The organism is Pseudomonas sp. O230 (genome assembly GCF_045447035.1).
GTDB lineage: Bacteria > Pseudomonadota > Gammaproteobacteria > Pseudomonadales > Pseudomonadaceae > Aquipseudomonas.
On record NZ_JBJGXN010000006.1, the window covers coordinates 428,869 to 449,942 of the forward strand.

Sequence of the window (21,074 nt, forward strand, 5' to 3'; positions counted from 1 at the left end):
GCTCCCACGGCGGGTGCGGTGATTTCGAGAGATCATCACAGGCATAAAAAAACGGGAGCCCCTGAGGACTCCCGTTTTTCGATACCACCAACCCATCACTTCGCCTGGTAAATGATCCCCGGACTGCACTGGACCATCTGGTAATGATCCGGCAAACCGTTCAGCGCTTCGGAGGCGCCGAGGAACAGATAACCGCCGCGTTTCAACGTGCCATGGATGCGCAACAGGATGTCTTTCTTCACCTCGGCGGAGAAGTAGATCAGCACGTTGCGGCAAAACACGATATCGAACTTGCCGAGGCTCGCGTAGCTGTCCAGCAGGTTGAACGAGCGAAACTCCACTCGACTCTTGATCGGCGCCTTGATTGCCCAGCGCCCCGGCCCTTTCGGGTCGAAATAACGCTGAAGACGCTCGGGCGACAACCCGCGGCCGATGGCCAGGCTGTCGTACTCACCCGTCTTGCAGTTGGTCAGCATGGTACCGGACAGGTCAGTGGCAACGATCTGCACGCCCATCTTCAACTGACCCATGTTGACCCGCTCGAACTCGTCGATGGACATCGACAGCGAATACGGTTCCTGACCCGACGAGCAGGCCGCCGACCAGATTCGCAAGCGTTGCCCCGGCGCCGCCTTGATCGCTTCGGGCAGTACCTTGTTCTTCAAGACTTCAAACGGATAGGTGTCACGAAACCACAAGGTTTCGTTGGTCGTCATGGCATCGACCACCAACTCGCGCAAACCGCTGCGCGGCTGGGTCTGGATGCGCTGGACCAGCTCACCCAGGGACTTGATGCCTTGCTGTTCCATCAGTTTGTTGAGACGGCTCGAGACCAGGTACTGCTTGTTTTCACCGAGCAAAATGCCACAGGCTTTTTCCAGGAAGACCCGGAACTGTTCGAAATCCAAATTACCCGTAGACAAAGATGCCGCCTCTTAAATCGTGTTAACCGCCAGGGGCAGAAGGCCCCTAGCTGATGTCTGCTGCTTTGATCCGGTCAACTAACCGGGATGCCAGGTCATCAGGACGGAATTTGGCCAGGAAGTCATCGGCGCCAACTTTCTTGACCATCGCCTGATTGAATACACCCGACAACGAAGTATGCAGGATGATATGAAGCTTTTGCATGCGCGGGTCGTTGCGGATCTCGGCCGTCAGGGTGTACCCGTCCATCTCCGGCATTTCAATGTCGGAGATCATCATCAGGAACTCTTCTTCCGGCTTCTTGCCCTCGTCGACCAGCTTGCGCAGGTAATCCAGCGCTTGCCGCCCGTCGTTCAACGCCACCACTTCGACACCGATCGTTTGCAGGCAACGCGTGACCTGCTTGCGCGCCACCGACGAGTCATCGACCGTCAGCACCCGAAGCGACAGCGCCTTGTGCTGGGTCTCGACATCGACCACGCCGACGGAAATCGCTTCCGGCGTCGGGGCCACTTCCGCCAGCACTTTCTCGACGTCGATGATTTCGACTAACTGATTGTCGACCCGAGTCACAGCCGTCAGGTAATGATCGCGCCCGGTGCCCTTGGGAGGCGGATGAATCTCCTCCCAGTTCATGTTGACGATACGTTCCACCGAGCGCACCAGGAAACCCTGGGTCTTGGTGTTGTACTCCGTGATGATCACGAAGGGATTGCTTTGATCTTTAAGCGCCCCGGAACCGGTCGCCATTGCCAGATCAAGGATCGGAATGGTCGCCCCCCGTATATTCGCCACACCGCACACGACAGGACTGGACTTGGGCATCACGGTCAGTTTGGGGCATTGCAGCACCTCACGAACCTTGAATACGTTGATCCCATACAGCTGCTGGCCGTCGAGACGGAACAACAACAGCTCCAGGCGATTCTGCCCTACCAGTTGCGTGCGCTGGTTTACCGAATCCATTACACCAGCCATGCCCAGACTCCTACACCAACGCTAAGTGTGTTGCGACGCACATTCATCACTAAACGGCACGGCGCTTGCTTTTTAACTCTTATGAACACAGAACCGACATTTTTCCGACGCCTGACATCAACCTGCCGCAGATTGCTCTGCGCGATGTCGGCCGTTTGCCTGTTCAACGCTGGCAGCCCTGCCCTTGCTGACGCGGTTACCTTGCCTGACATACTTATCGGCGTCACTCAGGGCTTTCTTGAATTCACCGTAGAAGACTATCTGGCTACCAGTCAAACGGAAGGTCGCTACGAAATCCAGGTCAACCAGCTCGACCCCCGGCTGCGCATGCCCATGTGCGACAAGGAATTGACAGCCAGCCTGGAGAGTCCGGCCAAGCCGCTGGGCCGGGTCACGGTCAAGGTTCGCTGCGAGGGTTCATCCCCCTGGACGGTCTTCGTACCCGCTCAAGTCCGCCTGTTTCGCGACGTTGTGACCGTGACCCGGCCGCTACGCCGCGCCGGGATTGTCGAGCCCGAAGACGTGACTCTGCGCGAGCGTGACATCAGCCTGATCGGCCAGGGCTATTTCACGTCGGTCGACCAGGCGATCGGCCAACGACTTACCCGACCAATGGTCACCGATCAAGTCATTACCCTGGTTCATCTCGAACAGGCGGAAGTCATTCGCAAAGGCGATCAGGTGGTGATTACCGCCCGCAGTGGTACGCTCAGCGTGCGAATGCCCGGCGAGGCCCTGTCAAATGGCGGTATGGCCGAGCAAATACGCGTGAAAAACCTCAATTCCAGGCGAGTCATCAAGGCGCAAGTTACCGCGCCGGGCCAGGTAGAAGTGTCTATGTAGGATTCTCTGTTCGTGAAGAGTGGCGTTGCCCGAGGCTGTTCCCTAAACTGTGCCGCATGCAGGAGAAGTGCTGGCGCATGCAGGCTCATTTGATAAATGAGTCTAAAGTTTTCACAGGGAGAGCCGAAAACATGGCAAGCGTCCAAATACTCAGAGGTTTTTTACCATGGTCATCGATTTCAGCCGTTTGAATAGCTCCTCGTCACTTACGGGCAGTACACGTACCAGCGTTGCCAAGGAAACCGCCGAAGCCGGCAAATCCGCGCCGCTGAATACCCCGGCCGAACAGGCCACTGCCGTCAAAAGCGGGGAATCGGTACACCTCAGCAATGAGGCTCAACAGTTGCAAAAGGTCACTGACAAGCTGCGCGATCAGCCTGCCGTCGACAACGCCCGTGTGGCCGAGTTGAAAGCAGCGATTGCCGATGGCAGCTATAAAGTCGACAGCAGCCGTGTAGCCAGCAAACTGCTCAACTTCGAAGCCCAGCGCTAGGCCACGGCCCGCGCCAGGCTTTTGGACGCTTAAAACCCAAGGCCAGCCATGCAAGACACTAATTTACTGCAACTGATCACCGACGACTTTGCTCCAGCGCAACACTTGCTCGAGTTACTGCAAACCGAGTCCCTCGCCTTGCACGGTCGCGACATGCCACTGCTCGAAGACATTCTGGCGCAGAAACAGGCATTGATCATTCTGCTCGAACAGCATGGCCGCAAGCGCAGTGAAATCCTCGCCAGCCTCAACCTGCCGACTAATCGTAACGGCCTGGAGCAACTGGCCAGCCATTCGAGCATTGGCGACGAGTTGCTGACCCAGAGCGATGTGCTGACCGATCTGCTGGCTCAATGCCAAGCGGCGAACGCCAACAATGGTCAGTCAATCCTGGTCCAGCAGGCCGCCACGGCCAATCAGTTGAAAATCCTGACCGGCGGTGAACCGCCAGCGCTTTATGATGCCCGCGGATCAACCGCCAAGCTTGCGAAGCCGCGCCCACTCAGTCAGGCTTGAGCCCGCAAATGACCACGCCCTATCAAGACTAGCAACATGCTGGCAATATAATGGCCAGCCGTAGTCATATTTTGTCTGGAGATTGATGAACCGTGTCCAATGCCTTAAACGCGGAAGATGCCCCGCAGCCACCCAAGGTGCTTACCACACCGTTGGAAATCTCCGGCAATCTGCGCCAACTGCAAGACAGCCATGATCCGCTGATCATCACATTCCATGAGCGCACCCAGCGCTTTCAGAGCTACCTGGTGGACGTCGACCGCGAGCGCGGCACCATTGCGCTCGACGAAATGATTCCGCGTGACGGTGAGCGCTTCATGCTGGCCGGCGAACCGTTCAAGGTCGAAGGCTTTCACGAAGGCGTGCGCATTGCCTGGGAAAGCAACGGTCAACTGACCATCGACGAGTCCGGTGACACTCGCTGCTATCGAGGCTCGCTGCCGGACGAGGTGGTTTATCACCAGCGCCGCAACGCCTTTCGCGCAGCCTTGAAGCTGGCGCAACTGGTCAACGTCGATCTGGACGGAGAAAAGCTCAAGGCGCCGATCAGCGGCAAGCTGCTGGACATCTCCGCCACGGGCTGCAAATTGCGCTTTGAAGGTGACATCACCGACAGCCTGCAACTGGGCCAGGTCTACGACCGCTTTGCTGCCGCCCTGCCCTTTGGCAAAATGACTGCACCGGTCGAACTGCGTTACCTGCACTTCGAAGAAAGGATCTCCACCACGTTCGCTGGCATCCGCTTTCACAACATGAGCGGCCTGGTGCAGCGTCAGGTCGAGCGCTTCGTCTATCAGCTTCAGCGCGAAGCACGACGTTTCGACAAAGACGACCTGTAAGTCGAAGCGGCAAAAAAACGGGCAGTCCCTTGCGGTGACTGCCCGTTTTTTATGCCTCGGTTTTAAGGCCTGGCCTCGGTGAAGCTTTGCTCGCGACCCGAGTCAGGACCCTCCGCAGGTGGAGGGGTTGGTGTCTCTGTCTCCGGTTCAGGCGCTGGATCAGGACTGACCGGGCTCTGCATCTGGTCCTGCACCACCTGCTCATCGACACGCGGATCGAGGCAAGCCACCAGCGGCGAACTCGACATGCTGTCCGGCATGGCGACGTGATGCAGCGGCGCGTCGTCCACCTGGTGCAGGTTGGTCACCGCTTTCGGACGGATCCGCCACACCAGCACCAACGCGAAGAAACTGAAGAAGGCGTAGAGCATCTGACTGCCGAACATCTTCATCAGTACCCCGGCGACCAACGGCCCGATACTCGCGCCGACACCGTAGGTCACCAGCAACATCGCCGTCAGTGACACCCGCCGATCAGCCTCGACGTGGTCATTGGAGAACGCGACCGCCAGCGGGTACAGGCAGAACTTCACCAGCGAGCAGATAAAACCGGTGATGAACAACACCTCCAGCGGCACCTGTTGCATCACTGCCAGCGGCAACGCGGCAACGGCCAGCACCAGCGCAAAACAGCGGATCAACAGCGCCCGGTCATAGCGATCGGACAACCAGCCCAACGGCCACTGCACCAGCAGGCCGGCAAAAATGCAGCTACCCATGAACAGACCGACCTGCTCCGTGGACAACCCTTGCTGCGAGGCATACAGCGGCGCCAGACCGTAGAACGAACCGATGATCAGCCCCGCCCCCAACACTGTGCTCAACGACTGCGGCACACGCTTGATGAAGAACCGCGGCTCCATTGGTGCCGGGTGCAGAGGCGCCGGGTGAATCCGCCGCGTCAGGGCCACCGGTACCAGGCACAAAGCAAAGCACAGGGCGACCAGCATCAACAGCTCCAGACCGAGGCCCGGGTGCATGACCAGAATCAGTTGCCCCAGCACCAGGCCAAGATAAGAAGCGATCATGTACCCGCTGAACACCGCCCCACGCTGCGAGGCTTCGGCCTGCTCATTGAGCCAGCTTTCGATGACCATGTACTGGCACATCATGCCGAGGCCGACGATGACCCGCAGGAATATCCACGCCGGCAACCAGTCCACCAACCCATGCCCCAGCACTGCCGCGCCGACAATCCCGGCGCAGGCCGAATAGGCCCGGATATGCCCGACCCGGGCAATCAACCGGTGACCGATCTTGCCCCCCAGCACCAGGCCGAAATAGTTGGCCGCCATCAACGCACCTACCCACAGGCTGTCGACATGGTCGGCCGCCAGGCGCAAGCCCAGGTAAGTACTCAGCAAGCCGGAGCCGATCAACATCATCAGCGAGGCGAAATACAGCGCTCGAAAGGGTTTCCAGATTTGGCGCATCGGCGTTCCGAGCGGCTCCTTGCGGTGAGAAACGGGCTATCCGAAAAGATAGCCCGAAGACGAAGGTTCGTCAGGCCTGGGCGGCTAAAACACGGCGCTCCCAGGGGGTAATTTCATCAAAAAAGCTGGTCAACTCCATGGTCTTCGAAGCGACGTAGCCTTCGATGAACTCCTTGCCGAACAGTTCCTTCGCCAATTGACTACGTTTCAGACGCTCGAGGGCGGCATGCAAGGTACACGGTAACGAAAGATTATCCGGCACCTCGAATTCGCCCTGGATCGCTTCGCTCGGCTCCAACCTGTTTTCAATGCCATACAACCCCGCCGCCAGGCTCGCGGCAATCGCCAGATAAGGATTTGCATCCGCCCCCGGCAGGCGATTCTCGACCCGACGCGCCACCGGCGAACTGGCCGGAATGCGCAAACCGGCCGCCCGATTGTCGTGGGACCAGCAGGCATTATTCGGTGATGCGAACGGATGGCACAAGCGCTGATAGGAGTTCACGTTCGGTGCGAATAACGCCGTGAAATCCGCCATGCCGGCCTGCTGGCCGCCGATGAAGTGACGGAAGGTCGCCGTCGGCTCACCGTTGCCGTCGCTGAACACGTTACGCCCGGTGGCGATCTCGACGATGCTCTGGTGAATATGCATCGAGCTGCCCGGCGTGTGCGCCAGTGGCTTGGCCATGCACACCACCGTCAGCCCATGCTTGAGCGCCACCTCTTTAAGCAGATGCTTGAACAGCAACGTCTGGTCGGCCAGCAGCAGTGGATCACCGTGCAACAGGTTGATCTCGAACTGACTCACGCCCATCTCGTGCATAAACGTATCGCGCGGCAAACCGAGGGCCGCCATGCATTCATAGACTTCACTGAAGAACGGCCGCAAGCCGTTATTGGAACTGACACTGAACGCCGACTGACCGTCCTCGCGTCGACCATCCAGACCCACCGGCGACTGGAACGGCTGCGTCGGGTCAGTGTTGGGCGCGAAGACGAAAAACTCCAGTTCGGTGGCCACCACCGGCGCCAACCCCAGGGCCGCGTAACGCGCGATAACTGCCTTGAGTTGACCGCGAGTCGACAGACGGGAGCTTTCGCCCGTCAGTTCGTCCGCATCGCAAATGGCTAAGGCGCGCGGCCGCTTGCTCCAGGGCAAGCGGTGGATCTGCGCAGGATCGGGCACCAGCGCCAGATCGCCGTCATCGCTGCCGTAAAAACGCGCTGGCGGATATCCGCCCATGATGCATTGCAGCAGCACACCCCGCGCCATCTGCAAACGCCGCCCTTCGAGAAAGCCCTCGGCCGTCATAACCTTGCCACGGGGCACGCCGTTCAAGTCTGGCGTAACACATTCAATCTCATCAATGCCCGTCAGTCGCTGCGCGAGTGAACGCTGGCCATCGGTTGTCATGACGCAATCCTTTGTAGTTGTGCAAGCCGCGAACGGCGACCCGTACAAAATAGGCTTCGCGTGTTCGGAATATCAAGCAGCGGCAAACAAAAACGTCATGGCGGACAACTACGCCGGACCGGCTCCTACAGGGGTTGCGGGTATTCAGGGAAGATAGAGGCTGAACACGCCGCCGCCCAACGGGCCACCGTTGCTGATTTCAGTGCGCCCACCGATGCCGTTGCGCTGATGCAACGCCGCAATCCGCCCAGCGAAATACAGGCCCAGGCCGGTGCTGCCACTGCTGTGATTGATGCCCTGCACGTAATCGGCCTGACGCTCGATCATCTCGGCCGGGTAACCCTCGCCATCATCGTTGATGGTCAGCACCAGTTGCCCGGCCTCGTCACTCACCGTGATCAACAATGCGTGACGGGCGTAACGGATGGCGTTGTTGATGCTGTTGGCCAGCACCGACGCAATCAGCTCGCGGTCGAAGAAACCCAACGGGCTCAACGGGTCCACTTCGTAGGTCGCCATGATGCCGCGACTGGCGAACACGTCCTGATGGCAGGCCAGTTGCGCTTCAATAAAGTCGTCCAGTTCATGGTAAGCCGGCTGCAACGGCATCTGGTTGACGCCGAGCTTGTACAGCCCCAGCAACTGCACCAGCATGCCGTTGAGGTGGGCGAACTCGAACTCGATCACGCCCTGCTCCGGGGTATGCCGCGCCGGGTCGGGCAAGCGCGCCAGCCATTGGCTGTGCGCCTGCATCAGCATCGCCAGCGAGTTCTTCATGTCGTGCACGGTGGAAGCAATCACCGTGGAGAAATCCAGTGCCGGGTTGTCTTGGTTCATCCGCTGAACGCCTTGATTTTCAGTTTCTGATAACGCGCATACCGCGCATCGGTGTCGGGCATCAGGCCGACCGTTTTCAGGCAGGCGCGACATTCTTCAAGCTCCGCCGACGGCACGCTGGTATCGGTGCCATGCAGCAGCGATTGCGCCATGTTCAACGCAATACTGATGTTCTTCGGTTGCAGCGCCAGGGCCTTGCGGAACTGCGCCCGCGCCTCCACCAGGTTGCCGGTCTTGTACACCCGCACCCCTTGACGGTTGAGCTCCGCCGCATCGTTACCGGAGTTGAGGATGGCCGGGTCGTCGGTCAGCTTGGCGATGCCCTGCATCACCGTCGGGTCGTCGCCATAGATTTCCGCGCAGTTTTTCAGCATCGAAGCACCGGCGTCAGCCTGACCGAGCATTTGCAGTTGCTTGGCCACCAGCAGCGCAGCTTCGGCGCTCATGAACTGCTCCATGCCATCGAGGCGCAACATCGCTTGCTCGGTGAGCTTCTCCGCGGTTTCGGCATCGTTGAGCAACAGGCTGGTGGCTTTCATCAGTCGCGCACGAATCTGCAGGCCCGGGTCGGAAGGGTTTTCCTTGGCCACGGCACTCAGCGTGGTGTTGATTTCCAACCGGGTCCGGGTATCCAGGCCCTTTTCGCTGCCCTTGCTGATCAACGCATGGGCAAGGCCGAGGTTGCTTTCGGCATCTTTGAAACGTGACTGCGCACCTTGGCTGACAGCCTGACGATAGGCTTTGGACGCGGTGTCGAAATCTTCGTTGGTCATCGCCAACTTGCCCAACAGCGCTTGCCGGCGCACGGCCAGCGGCGACAAACGAATCGCCTCCTCCAACACCCGCTGCGCAGCCTTGGTGTCGCCTTCGGCGACCAGCACGTCAGCCATGCCGTCATAGAGCGCCGGCATCATCGGGAACACTTTCAAGGCTTTTTCGTAAACGCCCTTGGCCTGGCTGACCTGACCGCGCTTGAACAGCAACTGGCCCAGCCCGGCGAACGCCCACGGCAAAGGTCGATCGGCAATGATGCCGTCGTAGAGACGCTCCAGCGCCTCGTTCTGATTCAAGTCGCGCAAGGCATCGGCGCGGTAGCGTAGGCACAGCGGCGAGTAGCGGATGTCCTGCTTGCACAAGGCGATGCAGGCGTTGAGCACTTCAACCGGTTTGCCGCGATCGAGCGCCTGCAGGATCGGTTTGAGCAAGGTCTTGCGCTGCTCCAGCCGTTCCAGGCGCTGGGCCAGGCCAGAACGGTTGAACGGTTTGGTCAGGTACGCATCGGGCTCGTGCTCCAGGGCGCTGAGCACCATCGCCTGACTGGTCTCGGCGGTGACCATGACAAACACGGCTTCATGGCTGATCAGCTTCTCGACCATCAGGTCTTCGAGAACCTGCTGACCGTTCTTCTTGCCATCGCCGAGGTGGAAATCCTGCAGGATGAAATCGTAGGACTTCTGCGAACACATGCGCAGCGCCTGCTCGCCAGTGTCCGCGGTGTCCACGTCCTTGACGCCCAACTCACGCAGCATGGACCTGACGGAACTGCGAAAATCCGAGAAATCATCGACGATCAGAAAACGCTTTTGGTGATACGACAGCATCGAAGATTTCCAGGCAATGTTAAGAAGAAGATCATGACTGTCCGGGTTATCGGCCAGCAGGGCCATTCACTTGAAGAAATGGGCATGCATTTACGCAGTGACAGCCCAAATTTCAGGGGGCTGCGAATGTGGGCTGAAAATTTGAAGGGGTTGATCCATAACCAGAATTGGACGCCCCTGTGTGGCCTCTATTTCGCTCCTTGAGTGGTCTGGGAGCCAGAACAGCAACTAGCGCCTCGCTCATGTCGATCGTCGGGTGAACGCCCACGAAAAAGCCCCGCCGGATGCAGGATCCTTGCGGGGCTTTTTTGACAGCCATACGGCTGGAATTTTGTGGTGTCCCAGGGCAGGTTCGAACTGCCAGCCTTCCCCTTAGGAGGGGGATGCTCTATCCAATTGAGCTACTGAGACACAAGTCGCCCGCGAGAAATGCGGCGCGATGGACGGCGTGCATGTTAACGGGCGGGTCTGCGTTTGTCATGTCGTCCGTAGGCTTTTTAAGTGTAGGCAAGCGCCCCTCGACAGGACGGGATTTGTTTACCGTGCAAATTGCATCGCCGCAAAAAGCCATCATTGCAAATTGCAATGCGAGCGACTTGCGTGATTATCTTAATTGTTTGTTTTTAAAGGATTTAATAGTCGTTAGACTCTTGGCACGTCGGCTGCTTTAGCTGTTCTCAGGAACAATGGAGGTCAGCCTCATGAACAGCGCCCTTTTACTCTCGAACGCGATCGCTCTGGCGGTTTTGCTGGGTTTTCATTTTGCCCCCGAGAGCGGTGCTGACCCGGTGGCTCAACGCATGCCTCATTACCTCCAGGTACAGAGGGCGCCTCAGTTGGCGGTGTTGAGCGATCAGCGCGGCTTTGTCGGTCAAGCAGTAAGCCAGGAAAACATCCTGCTGCCGGCGCAGTCTTCAGAACGCCTGGTATTTTGAACAACCCCTCAGGAGCACAGCATGTCCAAATCAGCCGCGGGATTTTTCGTCCTCGCCCTACTGAGCGGCATCCTTCATTTGTCACTGGTCGAAGATGCAATTGTCACCCTGCCGTTGATTGCCTGCGGCGTTTTCAGTGCGCTGTTCGTGTTGGCGCTGGTCGCTGGCCGCAAGATCAAGTTTGACCCTGTGCTGCGCTGATTTGTAGCAGATTCATCAGATTGGCCACCGTGACCGACAGTTCGCCTGAGTTGTCCAGTCGGTGGATTGGCGTATCACCCTCTGAAGCGTGCGCCGTGAACAGTTCATTTCTGCGCAATCTAGCCTCAATCTCCACCGCCCCCTCGCGCCCTCGCCGCAGCAAGCGCGCTCGCAGCACGTCCTCCTTGACCGTCAACAGAATCGGCAGCAGCGCTGGATAGCGTTTCAGAGCCTGAGCCAAGTGCCCGCGGGAGCCATTGATCAGGACATCCCGGCCTTCCTTGAGCCATTGATCGATCACCCCGGGAATGCCGTAATCCAGGCCATTGGCATGCCAACACAACGCGAAATCACCCCGGTCCTTGCGGCGCCCAAATTCTTCGCGAGAAACACCGATAGCCTCCTCGCCCACGGATTCGGCTGAACGCGTAATGACCCGACGCACCACTTCGCAATTGATTGCCTGCAAAGGCGCACGAGCAGCCTCGATGAGACTGTCCTTGCCGGATCCGGAAGGCCCCATCAGGTAAATCAGTCGGCCATCCATCTTGAAATAGCCCCTCATGACGTGGTTGCCACTAGTAAATCGGCCATTTGCCACTATCCTGTATAAGGTAAGGAATCGTGATCGAAATCCGCCCAGCATGCACCTTCAGGCGTCCTCGGACATCTCCTGTCGGGCAACAGGATGCGGCCAGCGATACGGACGTGGGCAATCTTTTCAGAACAGTCCGCATTTCTGATAATTGGTGCTGGCATAACGCCTTTATCCAGTTCAATATTTGTCACAGAATTGACGCCAATGATCTGGCTTCTTTGAGGCATGATGCGAGCCTCTATCAATTCAGGTTGAACATTTGGCCAGAGTCCTTGTCCTATCAGACATCGTGCGGCCAATCCCGAGAACCGCTCCCCTGAACTAACCGGTTAAATATATGCGCCCATTGAAACAGGCAATTTATTCCAGCCGTACGGCTGACAAGTTCGTCGTACGTCTGCCAGACGGAATGCGTGAACGCATTGCCGAGGTGGCTCGCAATCATCATCGCAGCATGAACTCCGAGATCATTGCGCGCCTTGAGCAGAGTCTTATTCAGGAAGGCGCACTGGGAGAAGAGTTGAGCATGCGCCTGGACAGCCCGGAGCTGTCATTGCATGAACGCGAACTGCTGCAGCGTTTCCGCCAACTTTCCCACCGTCAGCAAAATGCACTCGTTTCGCTGATTGCCCACGATGCCGAAATGGCCGCAGACGCCTCCTGATTACATCCGAACGCTCAAGCCAGCATAATCGCTGGCTTTTTTTTGCCTGAAATTCGGCAACAAAAAACCCGCCGATTGGCGGGTTTTGATTGTGTGGCGTCAGAGCAGGAAGATCGTCGCCAACCCAAGGAAGATGAAGAATCCGCCACTGTCAGTCATCGCCGTGATCATCACGCTGGCCCCCATCGCCGGGTCGCGCCCCAGTTTAACCAGGGTCATGGGAATCAACACACCCATCAACGCCGCGAGCAACAGGTTGAGTGTCATGGCGGCGGTCATCACCACGCCAAGGGACCAACTGCCGTAAAGCAGGTAGGCCACCACACCAATCACCCCACCCCATACCAAGCCGTTGATCAAACCGACGGCCAACTCCTTGCGCATAAGTCGCGAGGTATTGCCGGTACTCACCTGGTCCAGCGCCATGGCGCGAACGATCATGGTGATGGTCTGGTTACCCGAGTTGCCACCGATACCCGCCACGATCGGCATCAACGCCGCGAGCGCCACCAGCTTCTCGATCGAGCCTTCGAACAGACCGATCACACGGGAGGCAATAAATGCCGTAATCAGGTTTACCGCCAGCCAAGCCCAACGGTTACGCAGGGACTTCCAGACCGACGCGAAAATATCTTCTTCTTCACGCAGACCCGCCATGTTGAGAACTTCGTTTTCGCTCTCTTCACGAATCAAGTCGACCATTTCATCGATGGTCAGACGGCCGATCAGCTTGCCGTTCTTGTCGACCACGGGCGCCGAGATCAAGTCATAACGCTCGAATGCCTGTGCGGCATCGTAGGCATCTTCGTCCGGGTGAAAACTCACCGGATCACTGGCCATGACTTCCGAAACCTGTTTTTCCGGGTCGTTGACCAGCAAACGCTTGATCGGCAACACACCCTTGAGCACGCCGTCGTAATCGACCACAAACAGTTTGTCAGTGTGACCGGGCAACTCCTTGAGCCGACGCAGATAACGCAGAACCACCTCGAGACTGACATCCTCACGGATCGTCACCATCTCGAAGTCCATCAGCGCACCGACCTGCTCCTCGTCATAGGACAACGCGGAGCGAACGCGCTCACGCTGTTGACCATCGAGGGTTTCCATCAGCTCGTGGACGACGTCCCGCGGCAGCTCGGAGGCCAGGTCGGCCAGTTCGTCGGCATCCATGTCCTTGGCCGCCGCCAGGAGCTCGTGATCGTCCATGTCGGCGATCAGGGTTTCACGCACCGAGTCGGAAACTTCGAGCAGGATGTCGCCGTCGCGGTCAGCCTTGACCAATTGCCAGAGCGTCAGACGATCGTCCAGCGGCAAGGCTTCAAGGATATAGGCAACGTCGGCGGAGTGCAGGTCATCGAGCTTGCGTTGCAGTTCGACGAGGTTTTGCCGGTGAACCAGGTTTTCAACCCGGTCGTGATGCGGACCTTCCTGGCGATGAGTCAGGTCTTCGACCACCCGCTGACGATGCAGCAGCTCAATCACTTGAGCGAGGCGGTCCTGCAGGCTTTCTTGCGTTTTCTTTACTTCAACTTCAGACATAGGCGAACTCCACTCCCAGCAGCGGGGCACGCCGGAAGGATCAATCAGTCAATTCATGATTGGAAAAGCGGTTTACTGAGTTACTACTGGGTAAGTCCATGGAGGTATTCCACAAGCCCCGGCGGGGCTGACGGGCGCAATGATACACCGCCCAACGGTTTTAAATGTTAAAAAATCGCGTCTGAAACAAGCGCTTGCGAGACAAACCTGAGCGCCGTCCTGATGCTTGAAAATGCGACGACTCATTCTGAAAAGAAAACACACCCGCGTTGAAAAATGCAGCGGCTACCCTTGAATCAGACCGTCATGGAGGACGTTTGATGCCATTGAATGCACATTATTTTCTACTGATCCCTCTGCTCTGCCTACCGCCTGAGGCACTCGCCTCAACCGTTCACCGTTGCGAGGCAGCAAACGGCCGCATCACCTTCACCACGTTGAGCTGTGCGGCCGGTGAGAGCCTTTCACTTCAGGAGGTGCGCACGCTCGCGCCCGGCAGCACGGTGACACTCATGCCGAAAGCGGACTTTCGCGAAACATCACGTATGAATATCAAAAGGAAGGAGCCCACGGTCGTCGGCCAGACCGAGGACAGCTGTGGAAACCTGATCAATGCCCGGGAACGCAGGGAAGCAATCATCAATCAACGAATTGTCGCTGGCATGAGCCAGCAAGATGTCGAAAGCGCCCTCGGCAAGCCCGACAAGATCAGCATTAGGAATTCGGCCACGAGCTACCGATACGACACCAAGCGAGGTCGCAGCGCACACGTCGAGTTCGATGAGAAAGGATGCACCAAAGGAAAAGCCAAATCCCGGACGGCAAAAAGCCCGCGTTAAACGCGGGCTTTTTGGTGTTTGGTGCACTCGACAGGATTCGAACCTGTGACCGCTCGGTTCGTAGCCGAGTACTCTATCCAGCTGAGCTACGAGTGCAATTTGTGTTTTTAGACCAGATCACAACTGGTTGAAACAGAGTAGCTCACATTACTGCAAACAACTCTTAAATGGTGCACTCGACAGGATTCGAACCTGTGACCGCTCGGTTCGTAGCCGAGTACTCTATCCAGCTGAGCTACGAGTGCATTTGTTGCCGCGCATTATAGGCCGTTGAATCTTTTTGTAAAGCGCTTTTTTCTAGTAATTTCAACAACTTACCGAAGAAGCCAGATTACAACGTACTACGCAAATAATGGCGGAGAACGGGGGATTCGAACCCCCGACACCCTTTTGAGGTGTACTCCCTTAGCAGGGGAGCGCCTTCGGCCACTCGGCCAGCTCTCCGCAACACGGGGCGTATATTAACCAGCTTCTTCCCCGTTTGCAAACATAAAAAACGATAAAAATTAATGGCTTGGTTCGTCGTCCTTCTCTTTCTTGATCCGCAAGTAGATTTCCTCGCGGTGAACAGCAACCTCTTTAGGCGCGTTAACGCCAATACGCACTTGATTTCCTTTAACGCCGAGCACGGTCACGGTGATTTCGCCATCACCAATAATCAGGCTTTCTGCGCACCGACGAGTCAGAATCAGCATACCTTTCTCCTCACGCATTACAGTTCAGGGACAACAGTCTGCAAAAAAAAGGCACTCGACCTACAACCGTTACGATCGCAGCCCTACATGCCTGAGTATTGACCAGCGCGAGCAAAAGAACAGAGTCCTGGGTCGCGCCATTCAAAAAAGACGAAGGGCGCGGTCAGACCGCGCCCTTCGGTAAACGCATCACTCACCCTGACGGGCAGGCGCGTCCAGTTCGAAAGCCGTGTGCAGAGCGCGCACAGCCAGTTCCAGGTACTTCTCTTCAATCACCACGGAGACTTTGATTTCCGACGTCGAGATCATCTGGATGTTGATGCTTTCCTTGGCCAGGGATTCGAACATGCGGCTGGCCACACCTGCGTGGGAGCGCATGCCGACACCGACGATCGAGACCTTGGCGATCTTGATGTCGCCAACGACTTCACGGGCACCGATCTCGCGAGCGGTGTTTTCCAGTACGGTTTGCGCGGCCTGGAAGTCGTTGCGGTGCACGGTGAAGGTGAAGTCGGTGGTGTTATCGTGCGCAACGTTCTGCACGATCATGTCGACTTCGATGTTCGCGGCGCTGATCGGGCCGAGAATCTTGAATGCCACGCCCGGGGTGTCTGGCACGCCACGGATGGTCAGCTTGGCTTCATCGCGATTGAAAGCGATGCCGGAAATGATCGGCTGTTCCATGGTTTCCTCTTCATCAATAGTAATGAGGGTGCCGGGACCCTCCTTGAAGCTGTGCAGTACGCGCAGCGGAACGTTGTACTTGCCGGCGAACTCGACCGCACGGATCTGCAACACCTTGGAACCGAGGCTGGCCATTTCCAGCATCTCTTCGAAGGTAATCTTGTCCAGGCGCTGGGCCACGGACACCACACGCGGGTCGGTGGTGTAGACGCCGTCGACATCGGTGTAGATCTGGCATTCGTCAGCCTTCAAGGCCGCCGCCAGCGCCACGCCGGTGGTGTCGGAACCGCCACGCCCGAGGGTGGTGATGTTGCCGTGCTCGTCGACGCCCTGGAAACCGGCGACAACCACCACGCGACCTGCTTTCAGATCACCACGGATCTTCTGGTCATCAATCTGCAAGATACGCGCTTTATTGTGCGCGCTGTCCGTCAGGATCCGTACCTGATTGCCGGTGTATGACACCGCTGGCACGCCGCGCTTGATCAGCGCCATGGCCAACAGGGCAATCGTCACCTGCTCACCGGTGGAAACGATCACATCCAGCTCACGCGGAACCGGCTGGCCATCGCCACTGATTTGCTTGGCCAGATCGATCAGACGGTTGGTTTCGCCGCTCATTGCAGACAGCACGACCACCAGGTCATCGCCGGCATCACGGAATTTCTTAACCTTGTCGGCGACCTGCTCGATTCTCTCGACAGTGCCGACCGAGGTGCCTCCAAATTTCTGTACGATCAAAGCCATTTCAAAGCCGCCTCTGCCCATGAAGGGCGCCCAAATAATCACTCAAACAGTTCCGGCCCGCCACTAGACTGCGGGCCGGAGACGCTGCCTTATAAACCCTGCTCTACAAATGGAACGGTGAGGGCCAATGCGGCATCCAGTGCGCCAGCGTCAGTACCACCGCCCTGCGCCATGTCTGGACGACCACCGCCCTTCCCGCCCACTGCCGCAGCGGCTTGCTTCATCAAATCACCGGCTTTGAGTTGGCCAGTCAGGTCTTTGGTTACGCCTGCAACCAGAACGACCTTTTCCTCATGGACACTGCCGAGCAGGATCACTGCGCGGCCGAGTTTGTTTTTCAGTTGATCGACCAGCGCCAGCAGCGCCTTGCCGTCCTGACCGTCCAGACGCACGGCCAGCACTTTCACGCCTTTGACGTCCAGGGCAGAGGCCGACAGATCGTCGCCCGCCGCGCTGGCCGCCTTGGCCTGCAACTGCTCGAGTTGCTTCTCCAGCAGACGGTTGCGCTCCAGCACAGCCGACAGCTTGTCGATCAGGTTGTCGCGGCTGCCCTTGACCAGGTTGGCCGCTTCCTTGAGTTGTTCTTCGGCAGCGTTCAAGTATGCCAGCGCCGCGGCGCCGGTGACCGCTTCGATACGACGCACACCGGAAGCCACACCGCCTTCGCTGATGATTTTCAGCAGACCGATGTCGCCGGTACGGTTGGCGTGGATCCCGCCGCACAGCTCGACGGAGAAATCACCGCCCATGCTCAGCACGCGTACGTTGTCGCCGTACTTCTCGCCAAACAGCGCCATGGCGCCTTTTTTCTTGGCGGTTTCGATGTCGGTTTCTTCGGTTTCAACCGCGGAGTTCTTGCGAATCTCGGCGTTGACGATGTCTTCCAGCGCTTTCAACTGCTCAGGCTTGATGGCTTCAAAGTGGCTGAAGTCAAAGCGCAGGCGCTGACTGTCGACCAACGAGCCTTTCTGCTGAACATGATCGCCCAGCACTTTTCGCAATGCAGCGTGCAGCAAGTGCGTTGCCGAGTGGTTCAGCGATGTCGCGTGACGCACGTCGGCTTCGACGTGGGTTTCGACCGGCGAACCGACGGTCAGGCTGCCCAACGCCAGCACACCGTGGTGCAAGAACGCGCCGCCGGTTTTGGTGGTGTCGCGCACGTCGAAACGGCCGTTGTTCGATTGCAGGTAACCGCAGTCGCCAATCTGGCCGCCGGATTCAGCGTAGAACGGGGTCTGATCGAGAACGACCACGCCCTCTTCGCCTTCGCTCAAGACGTCGACGGACTTGCCTTCTTTATAGATAGCGACAATTTTCGCCGAACCGCTGGTGGCCTTGTAGCCGGTGAATTCGGTTGCCACGTCAACCTTGACCAGGCTGTTGTAGTCCAGACCGAACGAACTGGCGGAACGGGCACGCACGCGCTGGGCTTCCATTTCGCGCTCGAAGCCGACTTCGTCGACGGTCAGGTTGCGTTCGCGGGCGATGTCAGCGGTCAGGTCCATCGGGAAACCGTAGGTGTCATACAACTTGAACACCACGTCGCCCGGCACCACGGTGCCTTTGAGTTCCAGCAGATCCTGCTCGAGGATCTTCAGCCCGTGCTCCAAAGTCTTGGAGAACTGCTCTTCTTCGGCCTTGAGCACGCGCTCGATGTTGGCCTGTTGCTGCTTGAGCTCCGGGAACGCCTCGCCCATCTCGGCGACCAGCGCCGCGACGATCTTGTAGAAGAAGCTGCCGGTCGCGCCCAGTTTGTTGCCGTGACGGCACGCACGACGAATGATCCGGCGCAGCACATAGCCGCGACCTTCGTTGGACGGCAGCACGCCGTCGGCAATCAGGAAACCGCACGAACGAATGTGATCGGACACAACTTTCAGTGAAGACTGATCGCCATTTTCGCAGCCAATCGCTTCCGCCGAAGCGCTCAGCAGGTTCTTGAACAGATCGATTTCATAGTTGGAATTGACGTGCTGCATCACCGCACTGATCCGCTCCAGGCCCATGCCGGTGTCAACCGACGGCGCAGGCAACGGATGCAACACGCCATCGGCGGTGCGGTTGAACTGCATGAACACGTTGTTCCAGATCTCGATGTAACGGTCACCGTCTTCTTCTGGCGAGCCCGGTGGACCGCCCCAGATGTGGTCGCCGTGATCGTAGAAAATTTCAGTGCAAGGACCGCACGGGCCGGTATCGCCCATGGTCCAGAAGTTGTCCGACGCGTACGGCGCGCCTTTGTTGTCGCCGATGCGGATCATGCGCTCGACCGGAACGCCGACTTCCTTGGTCCAGATGTCATACGCTTCGTCGTCAGAGGCGTAGACAGTGACCCAGAGTTTTTCCTTCGGCAGCTTCAGGACGCCGGTCAGGAAGGTCCAGGCAAAGGTAATCGCATCGTGCTTGAAATAGTCACCGAAGCTGAAGTTACCCAGCATTTCGAAGAACGTGTGGTGACGAGCGGTATAACCGACGTTTTCCAGGTCGCTGTTCTTGCCACCGGCACGCACGCATTTCTGGCTGCTGGTTGCACGGGTGTACGCACGTTTTTCCTGGCCCAGGAAACAGTCCTTGAACTGGTTCATCCCCGCGTTAGTGAACAGCAGGGTTGGGTCGTTGCCCGGAATCAAAGAGCTGGAGGCTACACGGGTGTGGCCTTGCTCTTCGAAGAAGCGAAGGAAGGCTTCACGGATTTCTGCGCTTTTCATTAGGTTCTTCCACGGAGGCTGCGGCCAAAGGCCTGTGCGAAACGTCAACAGACGAAGCGACGGCAAAGGGCCGCATTATATCGGCCCAGCGCGCGGGGTACAGCGTGTTTATACGATAGAAACGGTCAATTGGACGGCTAACGCAGTCAGTTGCGCGAAAACTCGACGAATGTCGCGATGACTTGCTCGATTTGCGCATGGCTGACGTCCATGTGCGTGACCATTCTAAGGCGGCCGGCGGCGCTGAGCCTGATCCCGCGCTCGGCGGCAAAGGCCTTGATCGCCTCGGCCTTGTCGCCCATCTGCACATAAACCATGTTGGTTTGCACCGGTTCGACTTCGTAACCTGCTTTTCGGAGTCCGTCCGCGAGGAACTGCGCATTGGCATGGTCGTCGGCCAGACGCTGAACGTTATTGTCCAGAGCGTACAACCCCGCCGCTGCCAGAATCCCGGCCTGACGCATACCGCCGCCAACCATCTTGCGCAAACGGCGCGCCTTGCCAATCAACTCGACCGAGCCGCACAACACCGAACCGATCGGCGCGCCCAGGCCTTTGGACAGGCAGACCGAAACAGAATCGAAGTGCTGCGCGATGTCCCGGGCATCGACACCCAGTTTGACTGCCGCGTTATACAGGCGTGCGCCGTCGAGGTGCAGTTGCAACCCGTGCTCGCGAGTGAAGCTGCGAGCCCGGGCCAGATACTCCAGCGGCAGCACCTTGCCCTGCATGGTGTTTTCCAGTGCCAGCAATCGGGTGCGGGCGAAATGGAAGTCGTCCGGTTTGATTGCCGCCGCCACCTGGGCCAGGTCCAGTGAGCCGTCTGCCTGCACTTCCAGCGGTTGTGGCTGGATTGAACCGAGCACCGCCGCGCCGCCACCTTCGTACTTATAGGTGTGTGCCTGTTGGCCAACGATGTATTCATCGCCGCGCTCGCAGTGTGCCATCAGGCCCAGCAGGTTGCTCATGGTGCCGGTCGGCACGAACAACGCCGCGGCAAAACCCAGGCGTTTCGCCAACTCGGCTTCCAGATGATTGACCGTCGGATCTTCCCCGTAGACATCGTCACCGGTGGCCGCGCTGGCCATCGCGTCGAGCATCCCTGGAGTCGGTTGGGTGACGGTGTCGCTGCGAAGATCGATAACGCTCATGAATCTGGCCTCGGTTAGCAGGGGGAAATCCCTTTCAGAATGGAATTACTGCGGTCATGACGACGAATAATCAACCCTTGGGCGAGGAAAAGGCCGGTCAAGTGAGTGAAAAAGTCGATAACAATCATCAGATCGCAGCAATGCACAGCGCACAAATATGTGTTAAAAACGCTGCGCCGCCAGACAATCTGTCGGCAAAACGTTCTCAGGGCGGGGTGCAACTCCCCACCGGCGGTAATTGCGCGCAACGCGCATAGCCCGCGAGCGCTTGGCGACAGCACGGCTTCGGCGGTGACTGGCGACAAGGTCAGCAGACCCGGTGTGATCCCGGGGCCGACGGTCATAGTCCGGATGAAGAGAGAACGGGATTGGCGCCAAAGGGCCGTCCGCAGGCATTCGTGCGAGCGTACGTACCCTTAAATCCCATTCGAT

Annotated in this window: 20 protein-coding genes, 4 tRNA genes and 1 riboswitch; of the genes, 8 read left to right on the forward strand and 16 right to left on the reverse strand. The window is 58.1% G+C overall.

Going from position 1 to position 21,074, the window contains the following annotated elements; translation table 11 throughout:
- Positions 1 to 95 precede the first annotated feature (95 nt).
- Positions 96 to 923 carry a protein-glutamate O-methyltransferase CheR gene (gene cheR, locus ACI77H_RS15600; protein WP_407012668.1) on the reverse strand — a complete coding sequence of 276 codons (828 nt, stop codon included), beginning with the start codon at positions 921 to 923 and terminating at the stop codon, positions 96 to 98.
- Between the two features lie 46 nt (positions 924 to 969).
- Positions 970 to 1,902, reverse strand: a complete 933-nt coding sequence (locus ACI77H_RS15605; protein WP_407012669.1) for a chemotaxis protein CheV — start codon at positions 1,900 to 1,902, stop codon at positions 970 to 972.
- A gap of 81 nt (positions 1,903 to 1,983) precedes the next feature.
- On the opposite strand from ACI77H_RS15605, the gene flgA reads away from it, so the two are divergent.
- The 4 genes from flgA (at position 1,984) to ACI77H_RS15625 (ending at position 4,593) form a co-directional block, all read left to right on the forward strand.
- On the forward strand, positions 1,984 to 2,745 hold the full coding sequence (gene flgA, locus ACI77H_RS15610; protein WP_407012670.1) for a flagellar basal body P-ring formation chaperone FlgA: 762 nt from the start codon (positions 1,984 to 1,986) through the stop codon (positions 2,743 to 2,745).
- 166 nt (positions 2,746 to 2,911) lie between these two features.
- Positions 2,912 to 3,238 carry a flagellar biosynthesis anti-sigma factor FlgM gene (gene flgM / locus ACI77H_RS15615; RefSeq protein ID WP_407012671.1) on the forward strand — a complete coding sequence of 109 codons (327 nt, stop codon included), beginning with the start codon at positions 2,912 to 2,914 and terminating at the stop codon, positions 3,236 to 3,238.
- 48 nt (positions 3,239 to 3,286) lie between these two features.
- A complete protein-coding gene (locus ACI77H_RS15620) occupies positions 3,287 to 3,754 on the forward strand; it encodes a flagella synthesis protein FlgN (protein WP_407012672.1) in 468 nt (155 codons plus the stop codon).
- Positions 3,755 to 3,846: 92 nt separating this feature from the next.
- Positions 3,847 to 4,593: a flagellar brake protein gene (locus ACI77H_RS15625; RefSeq protein ID WP_407012673.1), complete on the forward strand. Its 747-nt coding sequence runs from the start codon at positions 3,847 to 3,849 to the stop codon at positions 4,591 to 4,593.
- Between the two features lie 62 nt (positions 4,594 to 4,655).
- On the opposite strand, the gene ACI77H_RS15630 is transcribed toward ACI77H_RS15625, so the two are convergent.
- The 5 genes from ACI77H_RS15630 to ACI77H_RS15650 all read right to left on the reverse strand — a co-directional run bounded on the left by ACI77H_RS15630 (position 4,656) and on the right by ACI77H_RS15650 (position 10,289).
- The gene (locus ACI77H_RS15630) at positions 4,656 to 6,026 is read right to left on the reverse strand and encodes an MFS transporter (RefSeq protein ID WP_407012675.1); all 1,371 of its coding nucleotides are present in this window, start codon (positions 6,024 to 6,026) and stop codon (positions 4,656 to 4,658) included.
- Between the two features lie 70 nt (positions 6,027 to 6,096).
- The gene (locus ACI77H_RS15635) at positions 6,097 to 7,338 is read right to left on the reverse strand and encodes a glutamine synthetase family protein (protein WP_407012720.1); all 1,242 of its coding nucleotides are present in this window, start codon (positions 7,336 to 7,338) and stop codon (positions 6,097 to 6,099) included.
- Positions 7,339 to 7,584: 246 nt separating this feature from the next.
- Complete coding sequence (locus tag ACI77H_RS15640) at positions 7,585 to 8,277, reverse strand: sensor histidine kinase (protein ID WP_407012677.1); 693 nt, start codon at positions 8,275 to 8,277, stop codon at positions 7,585 to 7,587.
- Positions 8,274 to 9,878: a response regulator gene (locus ACI77H_RS15645; RefSeq protein ID WP_407012678.1), complete on the reverse strand. Its 1,605-nt coding sequence runs from the start codon at positions 9,876 to 9,878 to the stop codon at positions 8,274 to 8,276. Before ACI77H_RS15645 ends, ACI77H_RS15640 begins: the two co-directional genes overlap by 4 nt.
- A gap of 334 nt (positions 9,879 to 10,212) precedes the next feature.
- A tRNA-Arg gene (locus ACI77H_RS15650) sits at positions 10,213 to 10,289 on the reverse strand.
- A gap of 290 nt (positions 10,290 to 10,579) precedes the next feature.
- On the opposite strand from ACI77H_RS15650, the gene ACI77H_RS15655 reads away from it, so the two are divergent.
- Positions 10,580 to 10,813, forward strand: a complete 234-nt coding sequence (locus ACI77H_RS15655; protein WP_407012680.1) for a hypothetical protein — start codon at positions 10,580 to 10,582, stop codon at positions 10,811 to 10,813.
- A gap of 21 nt (positions 10,814 to 10,834) precedes the next feature.
- Entirely contained in the window at positions 10,835 to 11,014 is a 180-nt protein-coding gene (locus ACI77H_RS15660) for a PA3371 family protein (protein ID WP_008033091.1), read from the forward strand.
- Here the strand turns inward: ACI77H_RS15660 and phnN are convergent.
- Entirely contained in the window at positions 10,989 to 11,561 is a 573-nt protein-coding gene (phnN, locus tag ACI77H_RS15665; RefSeq protein WP_407012721.1) for a phosphonate metabolism protein/1,5-bisphosphokinase (PRPP-forming) PhnN, read from the reverse strand. The two genes, ACI77H_RS15660 and phnN, sit on opposite strands and share 26 nt — an antisense overlap.
- A 388-nt stretch (positions 11,562 to 11,949) precedes the next feature.
- Between phnN and ACI77H_RS15670 the strand changes: the two genes are divergently transcribed.
- The gene (locus tag ACI77H_RS15670; protein ID WP_003178899.1) at positions 11,950 to 12,276 is read left to right on the forward strand and encodes an Arc family DNA-binding protein; all 327 of its coding nucleotides are present in this window, start codon (positions 11,950 to 11,952) and stop codon (positions 12,274 to 12,276) included.
- A 99-nt stretch (positions 12,277 to 12,375) separates the two neighbouring features.
- Here ACI77H_RS15670 and mgtE read toward each other — a convergent pair whose 3' ends face one another.
- Complete coding sequence (gene mgtE / locus ACI77H_RS15675; RefSeq protein ID WP_407012682.1) at positions 12,376 to 13,818, reverse strand: magnesium transporter; 1,443 nt, start codon at positions 13,816 to 13,818, stop codon at positions 12,376 to 12,378.
- Positions 13,819 to 14,138: 320 nt separating this feature from the next.
- On the opposite strand from mgtE, the gene ACI77H_RS15680 reads away from it, so the two are divergent.
- Positions 14,139 to 14,657 carry a cell envelope protein SmpA gene (locus tag ACI77H_RS15680; RefSeq protein WP_407012684.1) on the forward strand — a complete coding sequence of 173 codons (519 nt, stop codon included), beginning with the start codon at positions 14,139 to 14,141 and terminating at the stop codon, positions 14,655 to 14,657.
- 19 nt (positions 14,658 to 14,676) lie between these two features.
- On the opposite strand, the gene ACI77H_RS15685 is transcribed toward ACI77H_RS15680, so the two are convergent.
- The 7 genes from ACI77H_RS15685 to ltaE all read right to left on the reverse strand — a co-directional run bounded on the left by ACI77H_RS15685 (position 14,677) and on the right by ltaE (position 20,642).
- Positions 14,677 to 14,753 (reverse strand) — tRNA-Arg (locus ACI77H_RS15685).
- Between the two features lie 72 nt (positions 14,754 to 14,825).
- Positions 14,826 to 14,902, reverse strand: a tRNA-Arg gene (locus tag ACI77H_RS15690).
- Between the two features lie 108 nt (positions 14,903 to 15,010).
- Positions 15,011 to 15,101 (reverse strand) — tRNA-Ser (locus tag ACI77H_RS15695).
- A gap of 62 nt (positions 15,102 to 15,163) precedes the next feature.
- The gene (gene csrA / locus ACI77H_RS15700; RefSeq protein ID WP_003178872.1) at positions 15,164 to 15,352 is read right to left on the reverse strand and encodes a carbon storage regulator CsrA; all 189 of its coding nucleotides are present in this window, start codon (positions 15,350 to 15,352) and stop codon (positions 15,164 to 15,166) included.
- A gap of 189 nt (positions 15,353 to 15,541) precedes the next feature.
- Positions 15,542 to 16,783 carry an aspartate kinase gene (locus ACI77H_RS15705; RefSeq protein ID WP_031319071.1) on the reverse strand — a complete coding sequence of 414 codons (1,242 nt, stop codon included), beginning with the start codon at positions 16,781 to 16,783 and terminating at the stop codon, positions 15,542 to 15,544.
- Positions 16,784 to 16,872: 89 nt separating this feature from the next.
- The gene (alaS, locus tag ACI77H_RS15710) at positions 16,873 to 19,491 is read right to left on the reverse strand and encodes an alanine--tRNA ligase (protein ID WP_407012685.1); all 2,619 of its coding nucleotides are present in this window, start codon (positions 19,489 to 19,491) and stop codon (positions 16,873 to 16,875) included.
- Between the two features lie 146 nt (positions 19,492 to 19,637).
- On the reverse strand, positions 19,638 to 20,642 hold the full coding sequence (gene ltaE / locus ACI77H_RS15715; protein WP_407012687.1) for a low-specificity L-threonine aldolase: 1,005 nt from the start codon (positions 20,640 to 20,642) through the stop codon (positions 19,638 to 19,640).
- A gap of 197 nt (positions 20,643 to 20,839) precedes the next feature.
- A riboswitch (FMN riboswitch) is annotated at positions 20,840 to 21,010 on the forward strand.
- Positions 21,011 to 21,074 lie beyond the last annotated feature (64 nt).